The sequence below is a fragment of the Streptomyces sp. V3I8 genome, assembly GCF_030817535.1.
Classification (GTDB): Bacteria; Actinomycetota; Actinomycetes; order Streptomycetales; family Streptomycetaceae; genus Streptomyces.
In genome coordinates, this window is sequence record NZ_JAUSZL010000002.1 from 2,944,050 (window position 1) to 2,970,496 (window position 26,447).

Consider the following 26,447-nt stretch of genomic DNA (forward strand, 5'->3'; position numbering starts at 1 on the left):
AGGGCCGGCGGCTCAGGCGTCGTGCCCCGGCGTCGCGTCCACCCAGCCCAGCGGGTGCGGTTCCGTGTCGTCCGGGACGGGGGGCTCGCCGCCCGCCTCGTTGAAGGCCGTCAGCGCCTCCACGATCGCCGTCCGCTGGGCCGGCGTCAGGCGTTCCACGATCGCCGCGATCTCCGTGCGCCTGCGGGCCGTGACGTCCTCCACCGTGCGGCGGCCCTCCCGCGTGAGCTGCAGCAGCGTCTCCCGGCGGTTGTCCGGGTTCGTCCGGCGGTCGGCCAGGCCCGCCGCTATCAGGCGGTCCACCATCCGCATCGCCGTGGACGGCGCCACCTGGAGCAGCTCCGCCAGGGTCACCAGCTTGGTGGCCCCCCGGGTGGACAGGACCACCAGCATCCTGACCTGCGGCAGCGTCACCCGTTCCTCGACCTGCGCGAGCGAGCGGGCCGAGACCGCGACCAGCACGCGTGACGCCGTCAGCACCGCCCGTGTCACCGCGTCGACGTCGTCCATGGCCCCGACAGGGGTTTCGTGCTCCGGCATGGGTCCTTTGTATCCCGTCGGCGTGCCTGCCCACTCATCTGATCCACACAGATTTTCCTCAGCCATGACCCGAGGCCGGGGACACGGCGGGGGCACAGTCGGGGCACGGCCGGGAGCGCGGCCGGGAGCGCGGACGTGTCAGCGGCCGGCCGGCGCCGGGCCCGTGCTCCTGCGGACGATCAGTTCGACCGGAACCACCCGGTCCACCGGCGGTTCCGGTGGACCGTCCAGCTGGGACAGGAGCAGCCGCAGCGCGCGCGTGCCGATCTCGGGGAAGTCGGTGCGGACCGTGGTCAGCGGGGGGAGCAGGTGCGCGGCCTCGGGGATGTCGTCGTAGCCCACCACGCTGACGTCGCCGGGGACGTGGCGGCCCGACTCGTGCAGCGCGCGCAGCACACCCAGCGCCATCTGGTCGTTGGAGGCGAAGATCGCGGTGACGTCGGGGTCCGCGGCCAGCCGGCGGCCCAGTTCGTAGCCCGAGTCGGCGCTCCAGTCCCCGGTCAGGGGCTCGGGGACCGCCACTCCCGCCGCCTCCAGGGTGGTCCGCCAGGCCGCCACCCGGTGGTCCGCCGAGAGCCAGCCGGTGGGGCCCGCGATGTGCCGTACCGTCGCGTGGCCGAGGTCCAGCAGGTGCTCGGTGGCCTTGCGGGCGCCGGCCGCGTTGTCCGCCGTGACGAACGACGCGTCCTTGCCGAGGTCGTTCTCCAGGACCGTCAGCGGGGTGTCCAGGCGGGCTTCCGCCAGCGCCCGGCCCACCCAGCGCTGCGGGGCGATGGCGATCACCCCGTCCGCGCCCTCGGCCGACAGCGTGTCCACGGCCCGTACGACCGTGGCCCGGTCCGCCGTGTCCAGCGCGATGGAACTGACCAGGTAACCGGCGTCCTGTGCCGCCGTGTTGATCGCGGTCAGGATGGAGGCGGGACCGAAGCGGGCCGCGTCGAAGGAGATCACCCCGAGCATGCGGGTCCGGCCGCTCGCCAGCGAGCGGGCGCTGCGGCTCGGGCGGTAGCCGAGGGTGCGCATGGCCGTCAGGACCACTTCGCGCGTCTCGGGGCGGACGGCCGGGTTGTCGTTCAGCACGCGCGACACCGTCTGCTTGGAGACACCGGCCAGCCGCGCCACGTCGTCCATCACCGGGCGCGCCCCCGCGAAGTTGCGCCGGCTGCGGCCCCGGCCTCTGGGGGCGTCCTGGGAGACCTCCCCAGGACGTCCGGGAGCCGGGTGCTGGGGCGGCGCGCCGTCGCCGGCACTTCGGGTCATGGCGGGTGCTGTCCTTAAGGGTTCGGCCAGGTTCGGCCAGGGTTCGGCGTGTGCGGCTCGCGGGGGTCATGTCCCGCCCGGCCGGCCCACAGGATAGGCCGCCGCCGGGCGGGAGGGCGGGCCGGGCTTCCGCGCCGACCGCGCCGACCGCGGGCGGCGCGCCCCGCTCAGCCCGCCCTGATCGCCCACGTACGGGTCATCACCCACTCGGCCCGCCCGACCGCCGCCACGGTCCCGGAGGTCCCGGCCGCCTCCTCGCTCCCGCCTGCGCCCGCGCCCGCCGCCACGTACACCCGCGCGTCCGCGTGCCGCGGCAGGATCCTCAGCCGCAGTCCCTCCCCGCGCAGCGCGAACGCCGGGAGCCGGTCCAGGGCGATGTCCCAGGTCCGCCCGGCATGGAACTGGTCCGCCACCAGCGTGTCGTCCACGTAGGCGCGTGCCACGTCCCCGGTCCAGTGGACGCGCAGGAGGGTCCCGGTGAACGGCAGTCCGTCCGGGACGGCGACGGCGTACTCGGCGGCGGCGGTGTCGTAGTACCCGTCGGCGGGGGCGCTCGCCCTGCCCTGCACGCCCGTCACCGGCTCGGGCGCCGGGCCCGCGTCCCGGATCCTCCTGGGCGCCGCCTCCACCGCCACCGCCCTGCGCGGGTCCTGCTCGTCGCCCCGCACCGTGTACCGCGTGAACACCCCGTCCGCGGTCTCCCGTACGCCCGCACCCGTCACCTCCAAGGGCCGCCGCGGCGCGGGCAGCACCGCGAAGGAGAGCCGGTCGGCGGCCGGGCCGTGCACCCGCACCTCGCCGCGCCCCCCGTCCGCGTGCTCGTCGAAGACGACACCGGCGGCGCAGAGCACGAGGCGCTCGGTCCCCCAGGCGACACCCCGGTAGGCGGTACGGGCCGTCGTCGCGTCCAGGACCAGGAGGCCGGCCCGGCCGCCGTCCGCCGTGTCCACCTCGACCAGCGCGTCGGTGCCGGGGCGCAGGCCCGTGACCAAGGTGCGCTCACCGACCGTGACCCGCTCCCCCGAAGGGACCTTCACCGACGTCAGCGTCCGTGTGTCCAGAGCCAGTTCGACCGGTACGCCGTCCGTCGCCGCCAGGACCAGCACCGTACGGCCGTCCCCGTCGTCCACCGTGCACACGGGCTGCGCGGTGGCCCAGTCCAGGCGCAGGCCTCCCACGTCCAGGCGGAGCGGCCAGCAGAAGTACGCGCCCGTCGGGACCGTCACCGGTGTGCTCGGGAGGGTGAGCGCGGGCGCCCGCGGGAACTCCACCGTGAACGTGGTGTCCCGGTGGGCCGGCAACTCCTCGTGCGGCTGATGGTTGTTGACGAACAGGAAGCCGGACTCCCCCGTGCCGCGCACCGCCCAGCGCAGGGTGTCCCGGTCGCCCTGGCCCGCCGGCCGCCGTTCGGGGAGGTGGGACTCCATCGGCGCGACGAGATGGCCGAAGTCCGCCAGCAGCAGGTGCTGCAGCCGGAGTTCGTCGTACGAGGGCCGGTACTGGCCGTACTCGCCCAGCGGGGCCTGGAAGTCGTACGTCAGGACGGGGAGGTCGTTCGGGTAGCCCGTCGCGTGGGACTCCTGGAGGGTCGTCCGCTCGCCCACCGGATTCGTACCGCCGTGGAACATGTAGTAGCCCTGCCACACCGAGCCGCAGCCGATCTTCGTGAGGCCGAGGGCGCCGACGTCGGCCGCCTCGACGCGCGGGCGGCGGTGGTACGAGACCGCCATGCCGCCGCCCAGCTCGCAGGTGGCCCAGGGGAACCGCCCCGTCAGGGCCGCGAGGTCCGCCGGGCCGGCGCCGCGTACCGCGGTGGGGCGCAGGTCGGCTCCGATGCCCTCGTCGTCGCGCTGGTGGGTGAAGAAGAAGTGCTTGCGGCAGGTGTCGGGCCAGCCGCCGTCCGCCTCCGTCCAGAAGGTCTCCGGGTAGCCGCCGTACAGCGGGAGCAGTTCGTCGGGCGGGAGCCGGACCCCGCCCCACGCCGTCGACGTCCACAGCGGGGCGTTCAGTCCGGCGGCCCGGGCCATGCGTTTCAGCGTCAGCAGGTGGCCGGGCCGGTCGTACAGCTCGTTCTCGATCTGGATCGCGACGATCGGGCCGCCGTGCGCGCGGTCGAGTCCGCTCAGTTGCCCCGCAATCGCCTCGTACCAGGTGCGTACGGGTTCCAGGTACGCGGGATCGTCGGTGCGCGGGGTGCAGGCGCGGGCCAGGAGCCAGTCGGGTAAGCCGCCGTTGCGGACCTCCGCGTGGGACCAGGGGCCGATGCGCGGGATGAAGTCCAGGCCGTGGCGCGCACACAGACGGGCGAAACGCCGCAGGTCCCGGTCGCCGTCGAAGCGGATCCGGCCCTCGACCTCCTCGTGGTGGATCCAGATGACGTAACTCGCGACGGCCGTCACCCCGCCCGCCTTCATCTTCAGCAGTTCCTCCTCCCACTCCCCCGCCGGGTAGCGGGTGCAGTGGAACTCGCCGGAGACCGGGAACCACGGCCGGCCGCCACGGGTCAGGCAGCGGCTGGTGACCTCGATCGGGTCGGGGACGCCGGGCGCGTCGGACAGGGGGAGGTGGCCGGTGAGAGGTGGCCCGGCCGGCGTGGACACCTTCAGGCGAAGCGGCGGCATCAGGGCTTCACCGGGCCGAGGTCGGGCGTGTCCGTGAGGTGGGCGCGCGGCTCGGTCGTGGCCTGCAGCTCCAGCAGGACCAGTTCGTTGGTGCCGGGGCGCAGGACGGGCCCCGGCACGTACAGCGTGCGCTGCGGTCCGCGGTTCCAGTAGCGGCCGAGGTGGAAGCCGTTGATCCAGGCCTGGCCCTTGGTCCAGCCGGGCAGGGACAGGAAGGTGTCGGCGGGCGTACGCACCTCGAAGGTGCCGTGATGGAAGGCGGGTCCGGCGGCCGCGGCCGGGTCCGCCGGCGCGAAGGGCACCTGGTCCAGGCAGTCCAGAGGCAGGGGGTGGCAGTCCCAGCCGTGCAGGGCGGTGCCACCGAAGGTGACGGGGCCGAGCAGGCCCTTGTGCGACCCGATGCGCGGGCCGTAGTTGACGCCGCCCATGTTCTCGACGAGCACGTCCAGCGTGGCGCCGGCCCGCGGAACGCGCACGGACAGCGCCTCCTCGTGGCGTTCGCGTTCCAGTACGCCGACGGGGGCGCCGTCCACGAAGACCTGGGCGCGGTCGCCGACACCACCCGCGAAGTGCAGCACGCCGTCGCCGGCCGCGGGCACCGTCGTGCGGTACAGGACGTGGCCCGCCCGCAGGCCCAGCTCCTCCATGGTCACCGGGTCGGCGTCGACGCGGACCGCTTCGGCCAGCACGCCGACGTGCGGAAGCAGCGGGGCACGCCGGTCCAACTCGACGCTCATGGGCGGCAGTTTGCGGCCGGGTGCCGGGGCGGGCTCGTCCGGGACCGGGGCGTGGCGGGCGATCACCTCGCGGAAGGCGTGGTACTTCGGCCCCGGGTCGCCGGACTCGGTGAGGGCCGCGTCGTAGTCGTACGAGGTCACGACGGGCTCGTACGCGTGGTCGTGGTTGGCGCCGTTGGTAAAGCCGAAGTTGGTGCCGCCGTGGAACATGTAGATGTTGACCGAGGCGCCCGCGGAGAGCAGCCGGTCGAGGTCGGCGGCGGCGTCCGCCGCGTCGCGCACGTGGTGCGGCTCGCCCCAGTGGTCGAACCAGCCGATCCAGAACTCCGCGCACATCAGGGGCCCTTCGGGCCGGTGGGCGCGCAACTGCTCCAGGGAGTGCTCGATCCTGCTGCCGAAGGTGCCGGTGGCGAGGACACCGGGGAGGCTGCCGGCCGCCAGGTGCTCGGGGTTCGCCTGGTCGCAGGTGAAGAGCAGTTCCCCGACGCCTCCGGCGCGCAGGGCCTGCGCGAGGTGTTCGAGGTACGCGGTGTCGTCGCCGTACGCCCCGTACTCGTTCTCCACCTGCACGGCGATCACCGGGCCGCCCGACGCGGCGAGGTGCGGCAGGAGCGGGGGCAGCAGCAGGGCGAGGTAGCGGTCGAGCGCGTCGGTGAAGCGGGGGTCGCCGGTACGCAGCCGGATGCCGGGGTCCGTGGTGAGCCAGGACGGCAGGCCGCCGCCGTCCCACTCGGCGCAGATGTACGGGCCGGGGCGCAGCAGGACGTTGAGGCCCTCGGCCCGGGCCAGCCGCAGGTAACGGGGCAGGTCGAGAATGCCGTCGAGGACCAGGGTGCCGGGTTCGGGCTGGTGGAGGTTCCACGGGACGTACGTCTCCACCGTGTTGAGGCCCATCAGCCGGGCCTTGCGAAGCCGGTCGGTCCACTGGTCGGGGTGGATGCGGAAGTAGTGCATGGCACCGGAGATGATCCGGAACGGCTCGCCGCGGAGCCGGAAACCGTCGGACGACGTGGTCAGTGCGGGCATCGGGATGCTGCTTCCCCTCGGCTCGGAGGCTGGACGGGTCGGAGGTCCGGGAACGCTGTCTGCATCATGATGTTACCGGTAACTCAAACGCGTCAAGATTGCGGCGGGAGGGAGTCGGGGCACCTTGGGTCAGGTGGTGCGGGGCCTGGTTGCGGGGGTCAGGGGGCCGCGAGGCGGAGGGCGGCGTGCAGGGCCGTCGGGTCCGTCCAGTGGCGGGTCCGGGTCGGGGGGACCCGCCAGTGCAGGCCGGGGGCGTACGTGCGGTGCCGGGGCGGGACGGCCACGTGGCAGCCGGGGCCCAGGATGTGGGCCGCCGGTACGTCCCAGGTGTCGGCCGCGCCGGGCGGGACGAGCCAGTAGAGGACGCCGCCGTAGCCGTCCTCGATCACCGCGCCTGTGCGGGTGCCCAGGTGTTCGAGGATGCGCAGGCCCGTCGCCAGGGGGACCCGGACCGCGTCCCACCACTCGCCCGCGGGCAGCATCCGTACCGCCGGGCCGAGCGGCCTCAGCCACCTCGGTGCGTCGTTGTTCGGCATGGTTCGGCTGCCACCGCCTCTCACCGGGGAACATGATCTTAGAACGGACCGAGCGGTCGGCTCGCCTTCCGCGGGAACGGTTTGGCCTGCCGGCCGGGCGGGGGGTCTGCCTGGGCCGTATCGCACGTGCGGGCCGCCGTCGGTTGCTCGCGCCGTTCCCCGCGCCCCCGGAAGCCCCTGCGGGGCATCGCGATTCGGCCGGATTGGATGTGCCGGTCGTCGTCGGTTGCTCGCGCCGTTCCCCACGCCCCCGAAAGCCCCTGCGGGGCATCGCGGTCCGGCCGGATTGCACGTGCCGGTCGCCGTCGGTTGCTCGCGCTGTTCCCCGCGCCCCTGAAAAGTCTCTGCGGGGCATCGCGATGCGGCCGGATTGGATGTGCCGGTCGCCGTCGGTTGCTCGCGGCGTTCCCCGCGCCCCTGAAAAGTCTCTGCGGGGCATCGCGATGCGGCCGGATTGGATGTGCCGGTCGCCATGGGTTGCTCGCGCCGTTCCCCGCGCCCCTTGAAAGCCCCTGCGGGGCATCGCGATTCGGCCGGATTGCATGTGCCGGCCGTCGTCGGTTGCTCGCGCCGTTCCCCGCGCCCCTCGGAAGCCCCTGCGGGGCACCGCGATGCGGCCGGATTGCACGTGCGGGCCGCCATGGGTTGCTCGCGCCGTTCCCCGCGCCCCTGGAAAGTCTCTGCGGGGCATCGCGATGCGGCCGGATTGGATGTGCCGGTCGTCGTCGGTTGCTCGCGGCGTTGCCCGCGTCCCTGGAAAGTCTCTGCGGCTTTTGGGGTGACCCGGGGGTCTCCGGGGGGGGCGGGCGCTCGACGTGGTGAGGGGGCGGTTCGGGATGTTCGGGCGTCGCGGCAAGATGCGTTCACCTGTAGGCCAGAGAGCGGCGGTCGAATGTCCCGGACCGTCCCCGCCCCCACACGCGTGCGCGACCAGCCCCCACCCGGCCGTCAGGCTGACGCCCTCCTCCGCGGAGCCGACTTCTTGGCCTCCGAAGCCGCCTTCTTCGCCACCGTCTTCGTCGCTGTCTTTTTTGCCGCGCCGCCCGCCGCCGTCGTCTTCGCCGCCGTTTTCCTCGCCGGCTTCTTCCTCGAAGGCGGCGGCTCGGAAGCAGCCTCCGACCGCTTGCGGGCAGCCGTCCTGCGAAGGGGTTTCACGTCGGCGTCGGCGTCGGCGCCGACATCAGCGCTCCCGGCCTCCCCCCGAGCCACCCGCGCCTGCCGCACGCTGTTCTCCAGCGCCGACATCAGGTCGATGACCTTGCGGCCCGTCCTGTCGGCCACGGGCGCGGACGGCGCCTCCCCGCCGGAGGCCTTCGCGGCGACCAGCTCCTCCACCGCCTCCCGGTAGTCGTCGTGGAGATCGGCGAGGTCGACCTCGCCCAAGGTCTCCATCAGCACGTCCGCCAGGTCCAGCTCCTTGCTCCGTACGGTGACACCCGCCTCCGGGGCCACGCCGTCGGGCGCGCGGATCTCGTCCGGCCACAGCAGCCCGTGCATGACGATGACGTCGTCGACGACCCGCAGCATCCCCAGCCGCTCCCGCCCCCGCAGCGCGAACTTGGCGACGGCGACCTTGTGGCTGCGCCTCAGCGCCTCCCGCAGCAGGGTGTACGGCTTGGCCGCCGGCACCCCGTTCGCCGCCAGGTAGTACGCCGCGTCCATCTGGAGCGGGTCGATCCGGTAGGCCGGCACGAAGGCCACGATCTCGATCGTCCGCGCGGTCGGGATCGGCAGCGAGGCCAGATCCTCGTCCGTGATCGGGATCATCGTGCCGTCCGCGTCCTCGTACGCCCTGCCGATCTCGGCCGTCGTCACCTCACGGTCCTCCACCTCGCACACCTTGCGGTGGCGGATGCGGCTCCCGTCCTCGATGTGGATCTGGCGAAAGGCGACCGAGTGGTTCTCCGTGGCGTTCACCAGCTTGATCGGAATGCTGATCAGACCGAAGGAGACGGCACCGTTCCAGATAGATCTCACGTTCGACACCCTTCAGGTCGCCTTCGCCTTTCGCCCGCTTCCTCACGATCGCGCGAGATTCATATGATATGACGCCCATCACAGAACCGGCAGGCCGAAAGATCACACCGAGCAACCTGAAGAACCCGAAAACCCGAAGAACCCGAAGAAGACCGCGCCGGCGCGACCTCAGACCCGCACCCACGTCCCCCGGTCGCGGGCCATGGCGTGCAGCGCCTCGACGTCCGCCGGTTTGAGGACACCCCCCGCGCGGGCCAGTGACGTCACATCGGTGTCCAGCAGGATCCGCGCCCCGCGCAGAGGCCCCGTCACCGACACGTCCCGGGGTGCGAAGAAGGCCAGTACGGGACGCACCTCGGCGGTGAGCGCGTACGAGGCCCGGTCCGCGTCGGCGCGGACGTCCCGCAGCGCGGGCAGCGCCTCCCGCCGCCCCACCGTGACCATCGGGCCGGCGACGAGGACCCGCTGCCTGCGGGCGTACACCGTGTGCACGGCGAACAGCCCTCCCGGGCCGATCACCAGATGGTGGACGCGGTCCCCGCCGGGCAGCGGCACCGAGTGCAGGGTGCGCCACCCGGCACCCTCGAGACGGTCCAGCGCCCCGCCCACCGCGATCTCCGCCTCGAGCGCCCGGCGCCGGGGGTCCGGCCGCATCCGCCGCTGCGGGCCGGGCTCGTGGTCGAGCACGGACTGCAGGGCCTCGCCGGGCCGGTTCGGCGCGAGGTCGTCGTCCGGGTGCAGGGACAGCCTCGCCAGTTCGGCGGGCGTCGGCACCGGTGGCGGCCCGACCGTCACCTCTCCGGTCAGGAACGGCCCGAGCACGTCGAGCACGTCCTCGCGGCGCTCCTCGCTGAGCAGGTTGACCCGGGCCGCCTCCCTGTCGTACCAGGCGAGGTTCCTGCCATCCGTGCGGCAGACGTAGAGCCGTTCCCGGCCATGCCGCCAGGTCGGTATGACGCGCAGTCCTTTCATGCACCACCACCCCACGACCATGGGAACAGGCGGGGTGCTCCAGGGGCAATAAGGCGGTTACCTTTGGGGGCAGTTGGAGGGGGAGGCGCCGTTGCGGGCTCGCAGGAAGCAACCCGATGTGCCGGCCCCGGACAGCCCGTGGAGCGAGATAGTGCCCGGCCTGTGGATGGGCGGGCACGAGTACGCGGGCCGGGCCGGAGAACCGGCGTCCGCCGTCGTGCACGACGAGTTCGACCTGGTGCTGACCCTGCTGCGGCTGCCCGGCCACGGGCCCGGCAGCGGCGTCGAGCACCATGTGTGGCCCATCCCGGACGGGCCGCTGGACGGCACCCAGCTGGCGGGCGTGATGCGGCTGGCCCGGACGGCGGGGGAGGCGCTCGACGACGGCCGTCGCGTACTGGTGCGCTGCTTCCACGGCTACAACCGCTCGGGGCTGGTCGTCGCGCACGCCCTGGTCCTGGCCGGGTACTCGGCCGACGAGGCGATACGGCTGATCCGGGTCCGCCGTTCGCCGTGGGCGCTGCACAACGAACTGTTCGTGGAGTACCTGCGGACCGGGCTGGCGACGGCCCGGCTCCTGGAGGAGCTCACCGAGTAGCCCGCCCCCGCCCTCACCGCAAAGCACAAAGCACCCGGCGCCCCGCGCCCGACACCCAACACCCCGCGCCCGGCACCCGGCACCCGGCACCCGGCATCCCGATGGCTCAGCGTGACGAGCGGTTCACGAGGCGGCCTCTTAGCGTGGCGACTAGTCCGCTGATCTGCTGGTTCAGCAGTCCACCGGTCCGCCCTGTCACCCCACACCACCCCGGAGGAGCCCGCCATGTCCCTGCGCACCGCTCTCACCCGCCTCTGCATAGCCGCCGCCGGCGGCGCCCTCGTCGTCGGTGCCGCGAGCCCCGCGCTCGCGGGCGACGACTGGGATCATCACCCCGACGGCGGGCACACGAAGTACTACAAGGGCCGCATCAGCGCGCCCGGCGGCCTGAACCTGCGCGACAAGCCGACCCGCGGCAGCGCCGTCATCGGTTTCGCCGAGTACGGCGAGGTCGTCTCCATCTTCTGCAAGACGCCCGGCGAGAAGGTCCAGGGCAACCCTGTCTGGTACCTGCTCGCGGACGGCACCTGGGCCTGGGGATCGGCCCGCTACATCGACAACATCGGCGCGTCCCCGCGCTGGTGCTGAACGCCCGCCCGGAAACACCGGGGCACCGGAACAGCCCGACCGTCCGACATAACAGGACATAGGGCAATCGGCTTGCTAACTTCCGGACATGCTCTCGCCCGGAACGACCGTGCAGGCGGATCCGCCCGCTCCCGTTGTCCGCCTCCCCCGGCGCCGTGGCATCGAGTTCACCCTCATCGCCGTGGCCGTCCTGCTCTCCGTGTACGGCTACTGCGAGGTCGGCCTCGCCAGGACCGGGTCCGTCCCGCCCGGCGCCGCAGGCTACGGCGCCGGGCTGGGCGTGCTCGCGCTGCTCGCCCATCTCGCGGTGCGCCTGCGCGCCCCCTGCGCCGATCCGCTGCTGCTGCCGATCGCCGTCCTGCTCAACGGCCTGGGCCTGGTCCTGATCTACCGGCTCGACCTGGAGACCCCGGCCGACCGGGCGGCGCCCACCCAGCTCGTCTGGTCGACGCTGGGCGTGGGCCTGTTCATCGCGGTGGTGGTGCTCCTGCGCGACCACCGGGTGCTCCAGCGCTACACGTACGTGTCCGTCGTCGCCGCGCTCGTGCTGCTGGCCCTGCCGATCCTGTTCCCCGCGGTCAACGGCGCCCGGATCTGGATCAGGGTCGCCGGATTCTCCATCCAGCCGGGCGAGTTCGCGAAGGTCATGCTCGCGCTGTTCTTCGCCGGCTGCCTCGCCGCCAACCGCAACGCGCTCGCGTACACGGGCCGGCGCGTCTGGCTGCTCCAGCTGCCCACCGGCCGGGTGCTCGGCCCGGTCCTCGCGGTCTGGCTGCTGAGCGTCGGCGTGCTGGTGCTGGAGCGGGACCTGGGCACGTCCCTGCTCTTCTTCGGCCTCTTCGTGATCCTGCTGTACGTCGCCACGGGCCGCACCGGCTGGATCGCGGTGGGACTGCTGCTGGCGGCCTGCGGGGCCTTCGCCGTGGGCTGGCTGGAACCGCACGTGCACAGCAGGGTCGAGGACTGGCTGCACCCGTTCGCGTCGATCGAGGCGGGCCGTGGCCCGAACCAACTCGCCCAGTGCCTCTTCGCGTTCGCCGCCGGCGGCTTCCTCGGCACCGGGCTGGGCGCCGGCCACTCGATCCTCATCGGCTTCGCCGTGAAGTCCGACTTCATCCTGGCCACGGCGGGCGAGGAACTGGGCCTGGCCGGTCTCTGCGCGATCTTCCTCCTGTACGGGCTGCTGGTGGAGCGCGGACTGCGGGCGGGCCTCACCGTGCGCGACCCCTTCGGGCGGCTGCTCGCGGTCGGGCTCGCCTCGATCGTCGCGCTCCAGGTCTTCGTGATCGCGGGCGGGGTGACGGGGCTGATCCCGCTGACCGGTATGGCCATGCCGTTCCTCGCGCAGGGCGGTTCGTCGGTCGTCACGAACTGGATCATCGTGGCCCTGCTGATCCGCCTCAGCGACTCGGCCCGCGGCCGCTCCGAGGAGGAGCCGGAGCCGCAACCACAACCGGAACCGGAACGGCAGGGACACGGGCCGTACGGCGGGAAGGCGGCGCCGTGACGGGCAACGGACGCCCCATGACCCGGTACATCCGGCACACCGCCGCCTTCTGCGCGCTCCTGCTGCTCGCGCTCCTGGTGAACGCCGCCCGCGTCCAGATCGTCCGGGCCGGGGAGTACGCCGGGAACCCCGCCAACCGCCGCCACCTGATCGCCCGTTACGGGCAGCCGCGCGGCGACATCCTCGTCGGCGGCAGGGCGGTCACCGGCTCGCGGGACTCCGGGGAGCCCTTCCGCTACGAACGCACGTACCGCGAGGGCCCGTTGTACGCGCCCGTCACCGGCTTCGCCTCACAGGTGTACGGGACGGCCCTGCTGGAGGACGCCGCGGACGGCATCCTGTCGGGCACCGACCCCGCGCTCTCGCCGCTCCCGCTGTACAACGACCTCACCCGGGCCCGTGACCCCGGCGGCCACGTGGTCACGACCCTCCACGCGGGAGCGCAGCGGGCGGCGTACGCGGGGCTCGGCGGCCGGCGCGGGGCGGTGGCCGCGCTCGAACCGTCCACCGGCCGGATCCTGGCCCTGGTCTCTACCCCCTCCTACGACCCCGGGGAGCTGTCCGGAACGGGCGCGGAGGTGGCCGGGGCATGGGCGCGGCTGAACGGCGCGGCGGACAGGCCGATGCTGAACCGGGCGGTCCGGCAGACGTATCCGCCGGGGTCGACCTTCAAGGTGGTGACCGCCGCGGCGGCCCTGGACTCGGGCGTGGTGCGCGACGTGGACGAGCCGACGCGCTCCCCGGACCCGTACCGGCTGCCGGGGAGCTCGACGCGGCTGACGAACGAGGTCGTCGGGTGTGCGGACGCGTCGCTGCGCTACGCCTTCCAGTGGTCGTGCAACACGGTCTTCGCGGGGCTCGGGGTGCGGGTGGGCCCGGACGCGATGAGGACGACGGCGGACGCGTTCGGGTTCAACGACCGGAAGCTGGGGATTCCGTTCCGGGTCTCCCCCAGCACCTTCGACGCCCCGGTGGACGAGGCGCAGCTCGCGCTGTCCTCCATCGGCCAGTACAACACCCGGGCCACGCCCCTGCAGATGGCGATGGTCGCCGCGGCCGTCGCGAACCAGGGCGCGGTGCGTACGCCGCATCTGGTGGAGCGGATGACGACCGGCGACGGTGACACGGTGTCCGCCGCCGGCCGGCGGACCCTGCGCCAGGCGATGAACCCGGCCACGGCGGTACGGCTGCGCGAGCTGATGACGGACGTCGTGGAGAAGGGCACCGGCACGAACGCGGCCGTCCCGGGCGCCACGGTCGGCGGCAAGTCCGGCACGGCCCAGCACGGCATCCACAACTCCGGTACGCCCTATGCCTGGTTCATCTCCTGGGCGCAGGCCGACGACGCGATGGAACCGGCGGTGGCCGTCGCGGTCGTCGTCGAGGACGCGGCGGCGGACCGGGGCGACATCAGCGGCGGCGGGGACGCGGCGCCGGTCGCCCGGGCCGTGATGGAGGCCGTGCTCGACCGCTGAGACGGCCGGCGCCCCGGCCCGGCCCGTCCGCCCGCGCCTGTCCGGGCCACGACAGGAGCTAGGACTCCGCCCCCGCCCGGATGGCGTCGGCCACCTCGGCGACCCTCGCCTCCTCCTCCGCCACGAAGCGTTCCGCGTCGAGCCGCTCGGCGATCTCCTCGTCCTGGGTCATCAGGAGGTCGAGGTTGGTGTTGCCCATGTCGAAGACGCCCATGTCGACGTAGGCCTGCTGGAGGCGCTTGCCCCACAGGCCTATGTCCTTGACGCAGGGCACGATGCGGGAGAACAGCAGCTGGCGGAAGACGGCGAGGAACTCGGACCGCTCGCTGTACTCCTCGGCCTCCGGCGTCGGGATGCCGAAGTTCTCCAGCACCTCGACCCCGCGCAGGCGGTCGCGCATCAGGTAGCAGCCCTCGATGACGAAGTCCTCGCGCTCGCGCCGCTCGGCGTCGGAGAGCTGCTTGTAGTAGTCGCGCAGCGCCATACGGCCGAAGGCCACGTGGCGGGCCTCGTCCTGCATGACGTACGTGAGGATCTGCTTCGGCAGCGGCTTGTCCGTGGTGTCCCTGAGCAGGCCGAACGCGGCGAGGGCCAGCCCTTCGATGAGGACCTGCATACCGAGGTAGGGCATGTCCCAGCGCGAGTCGGACAGGGTGTCGCCGAGCAGCGCCCGCAGGTTGTCGTTGACCGGGTAGAGCATCCCGATCTTCTCGTGGAGGAAGCGGGTGTAGATCTCCGCGTGCCGCGCCTCGTCCATCGTCTGGGTCGCCGAGTAGAGCTTGGCGTCCAGGTCGGGCACCGACTCGACGATCCGGGCGGCGCAGACCATGGCGCCCTGCTCGCCGTGGAGGAACTGGCTGAACTGCCAGGAGGCGTAGTGCTTGCGCAGCTCGCCCTTGTCGCGGTCGTTCATCTTCGCCCAGTACGGCGTGCCGTAGAGCGAGATGGCCTCGTCGGGGGTGCCGAGCGGATCGCAGGGGTCCACCTCCAGGTCCCAGGCGATGCGTTTCTGGGCGTCCCACTGCTTGTCCTTGCCCTTCTGGTAGAGGGCGAGGAGACGTTCGCGTCCTTCGTCGTACTCCCAGCTGAACCGTGCCGCGCCGGTCGCGGGCACCTGCCAGAGGGGAGCTCCGGGGTCCATGGCGTACAGGTCGTAGGTCGGCATGTCTCGCAGGCTCACATGTGTCGGTCGGAGGGTCAACAAGTTGCGCGGAAGGGATTGACGAGCTTGCTGACAAGCAGTCTCATAAGACGTGACCGGCGGTAACCCCAATGACTTTCGGTACGACGAGGTACGACGAGGTGGGCACAGCCATGACGACCGTGACGACGGAGGACAACGCAGCCGAGGTGCTGCGCGACGCGCTCGGCCTGCTCAAGGACCGGGAGCAGGTGGCCGAGCGGCTGCTCGAATCCTCCGCGAAGCACTCCTTCGACCCGGACAAGGAGCTGGACTGGGACGCGCCCTTCGAGGAGGGCAAGTGGTTCTGGCCGCCGGAGCTGGTGTCGCTCTACGACACCCCCCTGTGGAAGCGGATGAGCGAGGAGCAGCGGATCCTGCTCTCCCAGCACGAGGCCGCGGCGCTGGCCTCGCTGGGGATCTGGTTCGAGATCATCCTGATGCAGCTGCTGGTGCGGCACATCTACGACAAGGCGGCGACGAGCGCGCACGTGCGCTACGCGCTGACCGAGATAGAGGACGAGTGCCGGCACTCGAAGATGTTCGCGCGCCTGATCAGCCGGGGCGGGACGCCGCACTACCCGGTGAGCCGGGCGCACCAGAACCTGGGCCGCTTCTTCAAGACGGTGTCCACGACGCCCGGTTCGTTCACGGCCACGCTGCTGGGCGAGGAGGTGCTCGACTGGATGCAGCGGCTGACGTTCCCGGACGAGCGGGTGCAGACCCTGGTCCGGGGCGTCACCCGGATCCACGTGGTGGAGGAGGCACGGCACGTCCGGTACGCGCGTGAGGAACTGCGCCGCCAGATGATGACCGCGCCCCGCTGGTCGCAGGAGTTCACCCGGATCACCTCCGGTGAGTTCGCCCGCGTCTTCTCGGTCGCCTTCGTCAACCCCGACGTCTACACGAACATCGGCCTCGACAAGCGGGAGGCGCTGGCCCAGGTGAAGGCGAGCGGCCACCGCCGCGAGGTCATGCAGACCGGCTCCAAGCGTCTGACGGACTTCCTGGACGACATCGGCGTACTCCGAGGCGCGGGCCGCCGCCTGTGGAAGTCGTCGGGCCTGCTGGCCTGACGCCTTCCAGGACGTCCCCGGTGGAAGGCAGGGGCGCAGCCCCGCCTTCCAGGGGCGCGGGGAACTGCGCGACCGGCCCCCGCCGGTCCCGCACCCTCCCCACCCCGCCGACCGGTACCCGACACCCCCGTCCCCGTCCCCGGCGGGCTACGCTGCGGGACATGACCCCGCAGGCCCCCACCCGCGCGTACCGCCGCCTCAGCGTCGAGGAGCGGCGCAGTCAGCTCCTCGACGCCGCGCTGTCCCTGTTCGCGGTCCGGGCCCCGGAGGACGTGTCCCTGGACGAGGTCGCCGAGGCGGCCGGCGTCTCCCGCCCCCTGGTGTACCGCTACTTCCCCGGCGGCAAGCAGCAGCTGTACGAGGCGGCCCTGCGCTCGGCCGCGGAGGAGCTGGAGCTCTGCTTCGCCGAGCCGCCGGACGGCCCCCTCACCCGCCGCCTCGCCAACGCCCTGGACCGCTACCTCGCCTTCGTGGACCAGCACGACGCCGGTTTCAGCGCGCTCCTGCAGGGCGGCAGCGTGGTCGAGACGTCGCGGACCACGGCCATCGTGGACGGTGTGCGGCGGGCCGCCGCCCAGCACATCCTCAGCCACCTGGGCACGGAGGAGCCGGGCAACCGGCTGCGGCTGACCGTCCGGATGTGGATCACGGCCGTCGAGGCGGCCTCGCTGATCTGGCTGGACGAGGAGAAGGAACCGCCGCTGGACGAGCTGCGCGACTGGCTCGTCGAGCAGTTCGTGGCGTGCCTCGTGGCGACGGCCGCCCGCGACGGGCAGACCGCGGCGGTCGTACGGGCCGCGCTGACGCTGGAGTCCGCGGACGGGCCGATGGGCTCCCTGGCCCGCCGGGTGCTGCCCGTGGTGAGCGACGCGGCACACCTGCTGTGACACTGGCTCCGTGAAGAGCGAAGAGACCCCCTTCGAGGGCGGCCCCCTGGACGGCCGCGTGCTGCCGGTCCTGCTCGGCCCGACCGGGCATCCCCCGAAGGTGTACCGGGTCCCGGTGCCGGACGGGGCGGGCGGCCCGCCCACGGTCCTGGTCTACCGCCGTGTGCAGGCGGGCGTGAGCAAACGGATCGGCCTGCACCAGGGGTGGAAGTACGCGTACGACCCCACCGGCCGGGCGGGCGGGATCAGGTGGCCGTGGTCGAAACCGGACCCCGCGCCGGGCCCGGTTCCAGACGCCACGCCGGACGGCAAGCCGGAGGACACCCACGGGTGACACGGTTGGGCCGGACCGCCCACGGCCGGCGCGCGCGGTGCGCGCGGGCGTCCGATGCTCACGGTGCGGAGGAGCGGAAGGGCCGCCCCGCACCGGAGGTGATGACGTGTCAGGAAGGCTTCCGCGCCTGGTCCGTACGGCGGCGATCGCGGCCGGCGCGGTCCTCGCGCCCGTATGTGTACCGGTACCCGTGACGGCGGCGGCCGCGGCGCCCGGACCGGGCGAGCGCTCCGCGGCCGAGCTGCTGACGGACCTTCAGCGGCTGTACCGGGAGGCGGAGGCGGCCACCGAGACGTACAACGCGACCGAGGAGAAGCTGAGGAGACAGCGGGCCCAGGTCGCGAAGCTCAACGACCGGCTGGCGAAGGCCCGGCTCTCCCTGCACGACAGCCGCGGCGCCGCGGGACGCCTCGCCCGGCAGCAGTACCAGGGCACGAGCGAGATCGGCCCGTACGTGCGGCTGCTGTTCGCCCGTGACCCGCAGCACGCCCTCGACCAGGGGCAGGTGCTCCGGCAGGTCGCGCTGGAGCGGGCCGGCACGGTGGAGCGGCTGACGGGCGGCGAGCGGCGGGCCGGCGAACTGGCCCGCCGGGCCCGCACCGCGCTCGACGGGCAGCTCACCCTCGCCGAACGGCAGAAGAAGGACCGCGACCGCGTACGGGAGCGGCTGGGCGACGTCGAGGAGCTGCTCGCCTCGCTGACCGGGGAGCAGCTCTCGCAGCTGGCCGAGCTGGAGGAGGCCGGGGCCGCCGAGGCGCAGGACGAGCTGGTGGCGTCGGGCGCGCTCGGCGGCACGGGCCGGCCCACGCGGGAGGGCGCGCGGGCCCTGCGCCACGCCGTGGACCAGATCGGCAAGCCGTACGAGTGGGGCGCCGAGGGCCCGGACGCGTACGACTGCTCGGGGCTCACGTCGCAGGCGTGGAAGAGCGCGGGCCGCCCCGTCCCGCGTACCAGCCAGGAGCAGTGGGCCCAACTCCCCCACGTCCCGCTGTCCGACCTGCGCCCCGGCGACCTGGTGGTCTACTTCCCGGAGGCGACCCACGTGGCGCTGTACCTGGGCGAGGGGCTGGTGGTCCAGGCCCCCCGTCCGGGCGCGAGGATCAAGGTCTCCCCGCTCGCGGCCAACCCGGTCCTGGGCGCGGTCCGCCCGGACCCGGCCGGGAAGCCCCTGCGGCGGTACACACCGCCGAGGCTCCCGGAGGGCGCGCGGACCGGCTCGGACGAGGGCCACGACACCCCGTAGAGCCTGAAGGGTGCGCCCTCGAAGGGGCGCGGGGAACTGTGCGATCCGGGGGCACCTCCCGGCCGGGGGCCGGGGGACCACGACGGCGCCGCACGGACGACGCCCCCTCAGCCACCCGCCACGGACGCGAGGTACGCGCCCGTCTTCTGCGGCTCGTAGAAGAAGTTCTCGAAGTCCGACGGATCGTCGAACCCGTTGGCGAAGCGGTCCGCGACGGGCTGCAACTGCCCCGCGGCGCCGATGAGGTTCAGGACGTGCTCCGGCGGCGGGCCGAGCATCGCGTTCGTCCACTTGGTGACGTGCTGGGCGGTGTCCCAGTAGCGCTCGAAGGTGCCGCGCATCCACGCCTCGTCGAACTCCCTCTCCCCGTGGCCGAGGATCGAGTCGAGGTACGAGGCGGCGCACTTGGCAGCCGAGTTGGAGCCCTGGCCGGTGATCGGGTCGTTCGCCACGACCACGTCGGCGACGCCCAGGACCAGCCCGCCGCCGGGCAGCCGGCCGACCGGGTTGCGGACGGTCGGCGCGTAGCGTCCGGCCAGCGTGCCGCCCGCGTCGGTGAGTTCGACCTTGGTGGCCCTGGCGTACTCCCACGGCGTGAACCGCTCCATGAGTTCCAGGGTCAGGGAGAGGTGCTCGGCCGGGTCCTTCACACCCTGGAAGACGTCCAGCGGACCGCCGGGTATGCCCTCCCAGAAGAGGATGTCCGCCCGGCCGGAGAGCGTGAACGTCGGCATGACGAAGAGCTCGCCGACGCCCGGGACGAGGTTGCAGCGCACCGCGTCGAACTCCGGGTGCTCGGGCCGCGGGCCCAGACCGTGCACGTACGCGACGGCCAGCGCGCGCTGCGGCTGTGCGTACGGGGAGCGCGAGGCGTCGCGGCCGAACATCGACACCAGTTCGCCCTTGCCCGCCGAGACGAGGACCAGGTCGTACGTACGGGCGAAGTAGTCGAGGTCGGAGACCGCGACGCCGTGGATGACGAGCTGGCCGCCCCGCTGGGCGAACGTCTCCATCCAGCCGGCCATCTTCACCCGCTGGTCGACCGACTGCGCGTACCCGTCGAGCCTGCCCACCCAGTCGATGGCGCGCTGCGCGGGGCCCGGGTCGAAGGAGCCGGGGGCCGCGACCGAGACACCGAGTCCTTCGATCCTGGGGGCCTGGGACTCCCAGAAGTTCAGCTGGAGGTCGCGCTCGTGCTGCAGTGCCGTGGCGAACATGCACTGGGTGGACATGACGCGGCCGGTACGGATCTCGTCCGCCGTCCGGTTGGACATCAGGGTGACCTCGTACCCGTTGGACTGCAGTCCGAGGGCGAGCTGGAGCCCGGACTGGCCGGCTCCGACGACGAGTATCTTCCGCATGCTGGTCCTCACTGTGCGTGCATCCTGCTTCGGGGCCGGCGCCGAACGGGTCGGGCTGTCGAGCTATTCGGGGCTGACGTCGAGTGCGTGGCCCACCAGCGCCAGCAGGCTCTCGACGACCGAGATCCTGCGGCGCGCGTCCATGATCATGACGGGTATGTGGCGGGGGATCGTGAGCGCCTCCCGCACGTCGTCCGGATCGAACCGCTCGCTGCCGTCGAAGTGGTTGACGGCGACGACGTACGGCAGTCCGCAGCTCTCGAAGTAGTCGAGCGCCGGCCAGCAGTCCTTCAGGCGCCGGGTGTCGGCGAGGACCACGGCGCCTATCGCCCCGCGCACCAGGTCGTCCCACATGAACCAGAACCGCTGCTGCCCGGGCGTACCGAACAGGTACAGCACCAGGTCGTCGTCGAGCGTGATGCGGCCGAAGTCCATGGCCACGGTGGTGGTGGTCTTCTCCGGGGTCGAGCTGAGGTCGTCGGTGCCCTCGCTCGCCCGTGTCATCAGCGCCTCCGTCTGGAGGGGCGTGATCTCGGAGACGGCGGTGACGAGGGTGGTCTTGCCCACCCCGAAGCCACCCGCCACCACGATCTTCGTGGCGATCGGCGCGCGGGTCCGATCCTTCTGCCAGGCTTTCAACTCCTCGTCGGGCTCCACCACTTCGGGCAGGCCGGACGATCGGGAGACATCCGAGACGCGGGAGACGTCAGAGACGACGGAGTCCACTCAGCACCCTTTCCAGCAGAGCACGGTCCGGCTGTCCCGGACCGTGACCTGTTCCGTACACACGGATCTTGCCCTGGTCCGCCAGGTCGCTGAGGAGCACCCGGACCACACCGAGCGGCATCTTCAGAAGGGCCGCGACCTCGGCCACCGTACGCATCCGGCGGCAGAGCTCGACGATGGCCCTCAGCTCCGGCATCACCCGGGTGGAGAGTGAACCATTCTCCAGTTCCCGGCGCTCCTCCGGGGCCTCCAGTGCCGCCACGAAGGTCTCGACGAGCAGCACGTGCCCGAAGCGCGTACGGCCGCCGGTGAGCGAGTAGGGGCGTACGCGGGCGGGTTTGCTGTCGCCGCCGCGGACCGGGAGTTTGGCCGTGCCGGGAGTGCCGCCCACGTCGCTCACTTCGCCGTCTCCATCGTCGTGGCCTCGAGCGACTGGCGCAGCTCGCTGCGGAGTTCGGGAGTCAGCACGTGTCCGGCACGGCCCACGAAGAGCGCCATGTGGTACGCCACGACGCTCATGTCGCAGTCCGGGGAGCCGTGCACGCCGAGCAGCGAGCCGTCGCTGATCGACATGACGAAGAGCCCGCCCTCCTCCATCGCGACCATCGTCTGCTTGACGGTGCCGCCCTCCATCAGCTTGGCGGCGCCGATGGCGAGGCTGCCGATGCCGGAGACGATGGTGGCCAGGTCCGCCGCGGACCCGCGGGGACCCGCGGGTCTCCCGTCGTCCTGCCGCGCCTGCGCGTTCCTTCCGGGGTCGGAGGAGAGCAGCAGCAGGCCGTCGGAGGAGACCACCGCGACCGACAGGAGGCCCGGCACCTCCTCGACGAGGTTCGTCAGCAGCCAGTGCAGGTTACGGGCCTCATGGCTCAGTCCGAAGGTACTGGACGCGGTCAACTGGTTGCCTCCTCGACTGTGTCCCCCTTGGTTTCTACGGCATGCGCGGCGGGTGTCTCCAGCTCCGACGTCTGTTCGGTGATCTCCGCTTCGACGTCGCGGCGACCCTCGCTGGCCCCCCGGTGGAATCCGCCGAGGCGGCGTCGCAGTGCCTCGGCGTCGACGGACGTCGTGCGCGGGCCGGCGGCCGGCGCGGGTGCGGAGATCCTCGGGGTCCGCTTGGGCAGCCCCTTGTCGGTGACCCGCTCCACCGGCTCCTGCGCGTCCGCGGTCGCGGTCGCGTCTGCGTCCTGCGGCCCGTCCGGAACGCGCTCGTGCGTGTCGGGACCGATGGCGTACGGGTCGGAGGCCGCCTGGGCGGGGATCCGTACCGCCGGGGTGTCCGACGCCGGCGCGGTGCCCGGTCCGCCGGGGCCGGCCGCGGTTCCGGTACCGCTCACGGTCGGTCCGGCGCCCGGTCCGGCGGATTCGGCGGATTCGGCGGGCTCGTCCGCCGGGGGCACCGGGGCCATGAGCACCATGGTGGTCTCGGGACCGGCGGGCGCCTCGGCGGCGGACTCCGAGGGCTCGGCGAGCTCGGCGGCGGTGGCGAGCTCGGCGGCCGGCGCCTCGGCGCGTGCCCCGTCCGGCTCTCCGACCGCGGCGGGCGTACCGGTCACGCCGGTCCCGTCGGACTCGCCCGTCCCGTCGGCCCCATCCGTTTCATCCGCCCCGTCCGCCCCGTCGGCCTCCCGCAGGGTGTCCTCCGCCGCCTCGATCAGGGGATCGCGGCCCTGGCGGCCGTACAGGACGTTGGAGTTGACCTCGGCGTCCGCCCCGGGAAGGGACATCGCGGCGGCGCCCCCGGCCGTACGGGCGGTGGTCTCCGAGGGGACGGCCACGGCGGGCGCGGCGGCGAGCAGGCCCTTGGGCAGGACCACGACGGCCGTGACACCGCCCTGCTTCTGCTCGCGCAACTGCACCCGTACGCCGTGCCGGTGGGCGAGCCGGGCCACCACGTACAGGCCGAGTCCGAGGCCCTCGCCGCTCTCCTCGTCGTACGTGTCCTCCGGGTCGAAGGACGCCAGGCGGCCGTTGAGCCGCTCGAGCCGCTCGCTGGTCATGCCGATGCCCTCGTCCTGGACGGAGAGCATCACCTCGCCGCTCTCCAGGAGCCAGCCCGAGACCTCCACGGGGATGTCGGGCGGCGAGAACGACGAGGCGTTCTCGAGGAGTTCGGCCACCAGGTGGCTGATGTCGTCCGCCGCGAACCCGGCGAGGTGCGCGTGCGGCGGCAGGGCGGAGATGCGCACGCGCTCGTACCGCTCGACCTCGCTGACGGCCGCGCGGACGACGTCGACCAGCGGGACGGGCCCGGGGTGCTGGTGGCCGTGTTCGGCGCCCGCGAGGACCAGCAGGTTCTCGCTGTGGCGGCGCATGACGGTGGCGAAGTGGTCGAGCCGGAACAGGGTCGCGAGGCGCTCGGGGTCCTGCTCGCGCTGCTCCAGGCCCTCGATGACGCCGAGCTGGCGCTCGACCAGGCCCAGGGTGCGCAGGGCGAGGCTGACGAAGGTGCCGTGGATGCTCTGCCGGACCTGCGCCAGGTTCGTCGTGGCCTCGGCGAGCTCGGTACGGAACCGGTCGCGCTCGTCGGCCATCTTCTGGCGCTGGGCGATGAGGTGCTTGCGGTCGCCCTCCAGGGTGGCGAACCGCTCGTTCAGCGCGACGGCGTGCGCGTGGAGCGCGTTGACGGAGTTCACGACCTGGGCGAACTCGTCCTTGCGGCCGGTGAACCTGACCGGCTCCCCGGTGCCGGGGTCGGCGGCGAGGCGCGCGGAGCCGCGGCGCAGGACGGACAGCGGGCGCGTGAGCGACCGGGCCATCCCCGTGGCGACACCGACGGCGAGCAGCATCAGCGCGCCGAGGACCGCGATCCGGATCTCCAGTGCGGTGACGTCGTCGTCGCGCAGCGCGGCCAGGTCCTTGGCGCGCTGCGTGTTGAGGGATGCCTCGACGCCGCGCATCGACTCGACCCGGGCGGAGAGCGCCGCGTCCAGCTTCTTGGTGCTGGTGGCCAGTTCGGAGTCGGAGAGCGTCGGCCGGTCGGCCAGGTTCGCCAGGTACTTCTCGGCGGCCGTGACGTCGGGCCCGTTGACCGTGGAGTCGTACGAGGCGCGGTCGGCCTTCGGTGCCGTGCCGGCGAAGTCGGCGAGGGCCGCCTGCTCGCGGACGTTGGCCTGCTGGGCCGCGGCGGTGAGCGCGTCGCGTTCCTTGGTCTGGGCGGCCGACGACGTGGTCGTGGTCGTGGGCAGACCCGTGACCGGGTCGGTGGTGGTCTGCGTGCTGGTGGGCACGCTCAGCGCCGCGAGGAGCAGGCCGCGGGCCGAGGCGGCCTGCTGGACGGCGGTGTCGAGGTCGGCGAGGGCGTGCGCGCCGGAGCCCGCGCGGGGCGGGAGGTCCTCGGCCAGGTCCTCGGCGAGCCGGTGGAGCTCGGTGAGGACGGCCGAATACGCCCGGTGCGCTTCGAGGGCACCGCTCTCGCCGGTGAGCGCCGCCCTGCGGACGGCGGCGATGCCGTCGAGCGTCTCCACGAAGGACTCGGGGGCCTCCGCCTCGACGGCTTCCACGCGCAGCTCGTCCACCTGGCGGTCCACGCGGGCGCTGCGGCGCTCGGAGGGGCCCTGGCCCTTGGGCCGGCCGGCCGCGAGGTAGGAGGTGACCTCGTCGCGTTCGTCGGCCAGCGAGTGGGCGAGGGCCAGGGCGTCCCGGGTCCGCCCGGCCGACGTCACCAGGTTCTGGGAGTCGTTCAGCTCCCCGGAGGCGGCGATCACGGACGGAGCGCCCGCCCCCGCGATCGCGGCCGCCACCACGGCGACGGCGACGATCAGTCGATTGCGTACGTGTGTGGGACGACCGCGTCCAGCGGGGTCCGGGGTGTTCTGCGGTGCCGGTGTGTTCGTGGTGTGCCCGGAGGCTTCACCCAAGGCCGACTGCCTGCCCTTGCGCCGAGGCCGCGTTTTCTGCACCGGTGCTCGCATTCTTGACTCGTGTCCCCATGGGCCCGGGTGACGAACCGTCAACTCGCTGGTCGTCCCGGTACGGCTCCCGACCTTCCCAGTGCCGGTGGGCAGTGGTCGCGCATCGCCTGACCCGCCACACGAAGGAGTGAACATCGCCGACGAGCGGCCGGGCAAGTTCCGGCGGCGCACGCGACACCCTTGCACGGCAGGCCGGTTGGACGTCCACCGGGACCGGTGGCAAGATTCGCCGCCACGTTCCACCAGAGCCGGTAATACGCCGCAAAACAGGCGCCTGACCTGCTGGTCCCGGTCAATTCGAGGCCGGCCGCCGACCCTTGGCGAAGCGTGTGAAGGGCTCGTGCAGACTGACCGGATGCGCTCGGAACTGATCTCGGTACCCGGTGACCCCGCCCGCCCCGACGAGGACTACGCGTCCGTAGGACTTCCGGCTTCCGGGCAAGGCGGTTCGATCGTCGTCCTGGACGGTGTGACGCCGCCCGCGAGCGACCCCGACTGCCTCCATTCCGTCCCGTGGTTCACCGCCAGACTCGGTGGCGCACTGGGGGAACTGTCCGTTTCACGGCGGGATCTGACGCTGGCCGAGATCCTGTCCCGCGCCATCACGCGTACCGCCGACGCGCACCGGACAACTTGTGACCTTTCTCACCCGCGTACCCCGCAGGCGACCGTGGTGCTGGCCCGCTGGTCACCGGAGTCCGTCGAGTACCTGGTCCTCTCCGACTCGGTGCTCCTCGTCGGGTCCCCCTCCGGCGCGGTGACCGCCGTCCTCGACGACCGCCTCGCCCGCGTCCCACGCGCCCTGCTGACCTCGCACGCCGTGGTCGACTCGACCCTGCGCAACAAGGAGGACGGCTTCTTCACGGCCGCGGCGGACCCCGCGGTCGCGGCCCTCGCCGTCACGGGCAGCCTTCCCCGCTCCGAGGTCCACACCCTGACCGCCCTCACGGACGGCGCGGCCCGCTGGGTGGAGAAGTTCGACGAGGGCACCTGGACGGACCTGGCCGCCCTGGTCCGCAAGGAGGGCGCCGAGTCCCTGATCACCCGGGTACGCGCGCTGGAACGGGCGGACACGGACAGGAAGCTCCTGGGCACCTCGAAGACCCACGACGACGCCACGGTCGTACACGTGGAACTGTGAACGACACGAGGGCGCCCTCTTCAGGGACACGGGCCACCACGCGCCCGGTACACGCCCCGCCCTTCCAGGGGCGCGGGGAACTGCGCGACCGGCCACGACGGACCGGCACCCGACCACCACGCCCCTCCACTCCCACTCCCTCCCCTCCCCGGAGGACCTAGCCCTCCACCCCGCGGTTCAACCGCTGGAGCAGCCGCGCGAGCTCCGCCACTTCCTCCCGGTCCCAGTTGGCGAGCTCACTCACGTACCGCGCCCGCCGGGCGTCCCGCACGGTCCGGAACCGCTCCCGCCCCACGTCGGTGAGGTGCACCAGCCAGGCCCGCCCGTCCGCGGGGTCCGGCTCCCGGGCGACCAGCCCGATCTCCTCCAGCGCCCGCAGCTGCCGCGACATCGTGGCCTTGCCGACCCCGATGTACCCGGCCAGCTCGGTGGCCCGCTGCCGCCCCCGCTCCTCCAGCCGCACGAGGAGCCCGTACGCGGAGGACTCCAGGTCGGGATGGACCTCACGGACCATCTCGCCGGAGGACGCCCGGGCCCGCCGCAGGAGCACGGTCAACTCCCGTTCGAGCGCCAGGAACTCCTGGTCCACGCCACCGTCCGGGCCGCCGGATTCCGTCCGGTGCCCCTCGCCGTTACCGCCCTCGTGCACGTCAGCACCCATGACCCGGTTTCCCGATCCTGAAAGTTTCCGCCAAAGACCGCCATTGCCGCAGCTCGGCCAGTATTTCGCAGGAACAGACCAGCGGCA

23 protein-coding genes are annotated in these 26,447 nt (G+C 72.8%); 9 read left to right on the forward strand and 14 right to left on the reverse strand.

What is annotated here, in order from left to right; all coding sequences use genetic code 11:
- Positions 1-12: 12 nt before the first annotated feature.
- The 7 genes from QFZ75_RS12800 to QFZ75_RS12830 form a co-directional block, all read right to left on the reverse strand.
- On the reverse strand, positions 13-540 hold the full coding sequence (locus tag QFZ75_RS12800) for a MarR family winged helix-turn-helix transcriptional regulator (protein ID WP_307536573.1): 528 nt from the start codon (positions 538-540) through the stop codon (positions 13-15).
- A 138-nt stretch (positions 541-678) separates the two neighbouring features.
- The gene (locus QFZ75_RS12805) at positions 679-1,800 is read right to left on the reverse strand and encodes a LacI family DNA-binding transcriptional regulator (RefSeq protein ID WP_373465857.1); all 1,122 of its coding nucleotides are present in this window, start codon (positions 1,798-1,800) and stop codon (positions 679-681) included.
- A gap of 167 nt (positions 1,801-1,967) precedes the next feature.
- Positions 1,968-4,421: a beta-galactosidase gene (locus tag QFZ75_RS12810; RefSeq protein WP_307536575.1), complete on the reverse strand. Its 2,454-nt coding sequence runs from the start codon at positions 4,419-4,421 to the stop codon at positions 1,968-1,970.
- Positions 4,421-6,184, reverse strand: coding sequence for a beta-galactosidase (locus QFZ75_RS12815; protein WP_307536576.1), 1,764 nt, complete (start codon positions 6,182-6,184; stop codon positions 4,421-4,423). Before QFZ75_RS12815 ends, QFZ75_RS12810 begins: the two co-directional genes overlap by 1 nt.
- Before the next feature lie 158 nt (positions 6,185-6,342).
- Positions 6,343-6,720 (reverse strand): hypothetical protein, encoded by a 378-nt coding sequence (locus QFZ75_RS12820; protein WP_307536579.1) that lies wholly within the window; start codon positions 6,718-6,720, stop codon positions 6,343-6,345.
- Positions 6,721-7,668: 948 nt separating this feature from the next.
- Positions 7,669-8,697, reverse strand: a complete 1,029-nt coding sequence (locus QFZ75_RS12825) for a Ku protein (protein ID WP_307536580.1) — start codon at positions 8,695-8,697, stop codon at positions 7,669-7,671.
- A 168-nt stretch (positions 8,698-8,865) separates the two neighbouring features.
- Complete coding sequence (locus QFZ75_RS12830) at positions 8,866-9,669, reverse strand: nuclease-related domain-containing protein (RefSeq protein ID WP_307536581.1); 804 nt, start codon at positions 9,667-9,669, stop codon at positions 8,866-8,868.
- Between the two features lie 91 nt (positions 9,670-9,760).
- Between QFZ75_RS12830 and QFZ75_RS12835 the strand changes: the two genes are divergently transcribed.
- From QFZ75_RS12835 to QFZ75_RS12850, 4 genes are all read left to right on the forward strand, one after another.
- The gene (locus QFZ75_RS12835) at positions 9,761-10,267 is read left to right on the forward strand and encodes a dual specificity protein phosphatase family protein (RefSeq protein WP_307536583.1); all 507 of its coding nucleotides are present in this window, start codon (positions 9,761-9,763) and stop codon (positions 10,265-10,267) included.
- Positions 10,268-10,492: 225 nt separating this feature from the next.
- Positions 10,493-10,855 (forward strand): SH3 domain-containing protein, encoded by a 363-nt coding sequence (locus tag QFZ75_RS12840; protein ID WP_307536585.1) that lies wholly within the window; start codon positions 10,493-10,495, stop codon positions 10,853-10,855.
- An 88-nt stretch (positions 10,856-10,943) separates the two neighbouring features.
- Complete coding sequence (locus QFZ75_RS12845) at positions 10,944-12,362, forward strand: FtsW/RodA/SpoVE family cell cycle protein (RefSeq protein WP_307536586.1); 1,419 nt, start codon at positions 10,944-10,946, stop codon at positions 12,360-12,362.
- Between the two features lie 17 nt (positions 12,363-12,379).
- A complete protein-coding gene (locus QFZ75_RS12850; RefSeq protein WP_307536588.1) occupies positions 12,380-13,837 on the forward strand; it encodes a penicillin-binding transpeptidase domain-containing protein in 1,458 nt (485 codons plus the stop codon).
- 58 nt (positions 13,838-13,895) lie between these two features.
- Here QFZ75_RS12850 and QFZ75_RS12855 read toward each other — a convergent pair whose 3' ends face one another.
- Positions 13,896-15,002: a ferritin-like domain-containing protein gene (locus QFZ75_RS12855; protein ID WP_307536590.1), complete on the reverse strand. Its 1,107-nt coding sequence runs from the start codon at positions 15,000-15,002 to the stop codon at positions 13,896-13,898.
- 149 nt (positions 15,003-15,151) lie between these two features.
- On the opposite strand from QFZ75_RS12855, the gene QFZ75_RS12860 reads away from it, so the two are divergent.
- From QFZ75_RS12860 to QFZ75_RS12875, 4 genes are all read left to right on the forward strand, one after another.
- Positions 15,152-16,093 (forward strand): diiron oxygenase, encoded by a 942-nt coding sequence (locus QFZ75_RS12860; RefSeq protein ID WP_307536592.1) that lies wholly within the window; start codon positions 15,152-15,154, stop codon positions 16,091-16,093.
- 161 nt (positions 16,094-16,254) lie between these two features.
- A complete protein-coding gene (locus tag QFZ75_RS12865; protein ID WP_307536594.1) occupies positions 16,255-16,980 on the forward strand; it encodes a TetR/AcrR family transcriptional regulator in 726 nt (241 codons plus the stop codon).
- A gap of 10 nt (positions 16,981-16,990) precedes the next feature.
- Positions 16,991-17,314, forward strand: a complete 324-nt coding sequence (locus tag QFZ75_RS12870) for a hypothetical protein (protein ID WP_307536596.1) — start codon at positions 16,991-16,993, stop codon at positions 17,312-17,314.
- A 106-nt stretch (positions 17,315-17,420) separates the two neighbouring features.
- Entirely contained in the window at positions 17,421-18,557 is a 1,137-nt protein-coding gene (locus QFZ75_RS12875; RefSeq protein WP_307536597.1) for a C40 family peptidase, read from the forward strand.
- A 107-nt stretch (positions 18,558-18,664) separates the two neighbouring features.
- Here QFZ75_RS12875 and QFZ75_RS12880 read toward each other — a convergent pair whose 3' ends face one another.
- The 5 genes from QFZ75_RS12880 to QFZ75_RS12900 form a co-directional block, all read right to left on the reverse strand.
- A complete protein-coding gene (locus QFZ75_RS12880; RefSeq protein WP_307536599.1) occupies positions 18,665-19,918 on the reverse strand; it encodes a styrene monooxygenase/indole monooxygenase family protein in 1,254 nt (417 codons plus the stop codon).
- A gap of 63 nt (positions 19,919-19,981) precedes the next feature.
- On the reverse strand, positions 19,982-20,644 hold the full coding sequence (locus QFZ75_RS12885) for an ATP/GTP-binding protein (protein ID WP_307536601.1): 663 nt from the start codon (positions 20,642-20,644) through the stop codon (positions 19,982-19,984).
- On the reverse strand, positions 20,625-21,035 hold the full coding sequence (locus QFZ75_RS12890; RefSeq protein ID WP_307544431.1) for a DUF742 domain-containing protein: 411 nt from the start codon (positions 21,033-21,035) through the stop codon (positions 20,625-20,627). The genes QFZ75_RS12885 and QFZ75_RS12890 overlap by 20 nt, the downstream gene beginning before the upstream one ends.
- A 5-nt stretch (positions 21,036-21,040) precedes the next feature.
- Positions 21,041-21,541 carry a roadblock/LC7 domain-containing protein gene (locus tag QFZ75_RS12895; protein WP_307536603.1) on the reverse strand — a complete coding sequence of 167 codons (501 nt, stop codon included), beginning with the start codon at positions 21,539-21,541 and terminating at the stop codon, positions 21,041-21,043.
- On the reverse strand, positions 21,538-24,558 hold the full coding sequence (locus QFZ75_RS12900; protein ID WP_307536605.1) for a nitrate- and nitrite sensing domain-containing protein: 3,021 nt from the start codon (positions 24,556-24,558) through the stop codon (positions 21,538-21,540). Before QFZ75_RS12900 ends, QFZ75_RS12895 begins: the two co-directional genes overlap by 4 nt.
- A 355-nt stretch (positions 24,559-24,913) precedes the next feature.
- Here QFZ75_RS12900 and QFZ75_RS12905 point away from each other — a divergent pair, with 355 nt between their 5' ends.
- Complete coding sequence (locus tag QFZ75_RS12905) at positions 24,914-25,699, forward strand: hypothetical protein (protein ID WP_307536606.1); 786 nt, start codon at positions 24,914-24,916, stop codon at positions 25,697-25,699.
- A gap of 157 nt (positions 25,700-25,856) precedes the next feature.
- Here the strand turns inward: QFZ75_RS12905 and QFZ75_RS12910 are convergent, their stop codons facing one another.
- Positions 25,857-26,348 carry a MarR family winged helix-turn-helix transcriptional regulator gene (locus QFZ75_RS12910; protein ID WP_307544434.1) on the reverse strand — a complete coding sequence of 164 codons (492 nt, stop codon included), beginning with the start codon at positions 26,346-26,348 and terminating at the stop codon, positions 25,857-25,859.
- Between the last annotated feature and the right edge of the window lie 99 nt (positions 26,349-26,447).

Excerpts from the sequence above, each read along its gene's own strand:
- QFZ75_RS12800 (WP_307536573.1), bottom strand. The coding sequence starts at position 540 with ATGCCGGAGCACGAAACCCCTGTCGGGGCCATGGACGACGTCGACGCG.
- QFZ75_RS12805 (WP_373465857.1), bottom strand. The coding sequence starts at position 1,800 with ATGACCCGAAGTGCCGGCGACGGCGCGCCGCCCCAGCACCCGGCTCCC.
- QFZ75_RS12810 (WP_307536575.1), bottom strand. The coding sequence starts at position 4,421 with ATGCCGCCGCTTCGCCTGAAGGTGTCCACGCCGGCCGGGCCACCTCTC.
- QFZ75_RS12815 (WP_307536576.1), bottom strand. The coding sequence starts at position 6,184 with ATGCCCGCACTGACCACGTCGTCCGACGGTTTCCGGCTCCGCGGCGAG.
- QFZ75_RS12820 (WP_307536579.1), bottom strand. The coding sequence starts at position 6,720 with ATGCCGAACAACGACGCACCGAGGTGGCTGAGGCCGCTCGGCCCGGCG.
- QFZ75_RS12830 (WP_307536581.1), bottom strand. The coding sequence starts at position 9,669 with ATGAAAGGACTGCGCGTCATACCGACCTGGCGGCATGGCCGGGAACGG.
- QFZ75_RS12840 (WP_307536585.1), top strand. The coding sequence starts at position 10,493 with ATGTCCCTGCGCACCGCTCTCACCCGCCTCTGCATAGCCGCCGCCGGC.
- QFZ75_RS12845 (WP_307536586.1), top strand. The coding sequence starts at position 10,944 with ATGCTCTCGCCCGGAACGACCGTGCAGGCGGATCCGCCCGCTCCCGTT.
- QFZ75_RS12850 (WP_307536588.1), top strand. The coding sequence starts at position 12,380 with ATGACCCGGTACATCCGGCACACCGCCGCCTTCTGCGCGCTCCTGCTG.
- QFZ75_RS12855 (WP_307536590.1), bottom strand. The coding sequence starts at position 15,002 with ATGCCGACCTACGACCTGTACGCCATGGACCCCGGAGCTCCCCTCTGG.
- QFZ75_RS12860 (WP_307536592.1), top strand. The coding sequence starts at position 15,152 with ATGACGACCGTGACGACGGAGGACAACGCAGCCGAGGTGCTGCGCGAC.
- QFZ75_RS12865 (WP_307536594.1), top strand. The coding sequence starts at position 16,255 with ATGACCCCGCAGGCCCCCACCCGCGCGTACCGCCGCCTCAGCGTCGAG.
- QFZ75_RS12880 (WP_307536599.1), bottom strand. The coding sequence starts at position 19,918 with ATGCGGAAGATACTCGTCGTCGGAGCCGGCCAGTCCGGGCTCCAGCTC.
- QFZ75_RS12900 (WP_307536605.1), bottom strand. The coding sequence starts at position 24,558 with ATGCGAGCACCGGTGCAGAAAACGCGGCCTCGGCGCAAGGGCAGGCAG.
- QFZ75_RS12905 (WP_307536606.1), top strand. The coding sequence starts at position 24,914 with ATGCGCTCGGAACTGATCTCGGTACCCGGTGACCCCGCCCGCCCCGAC.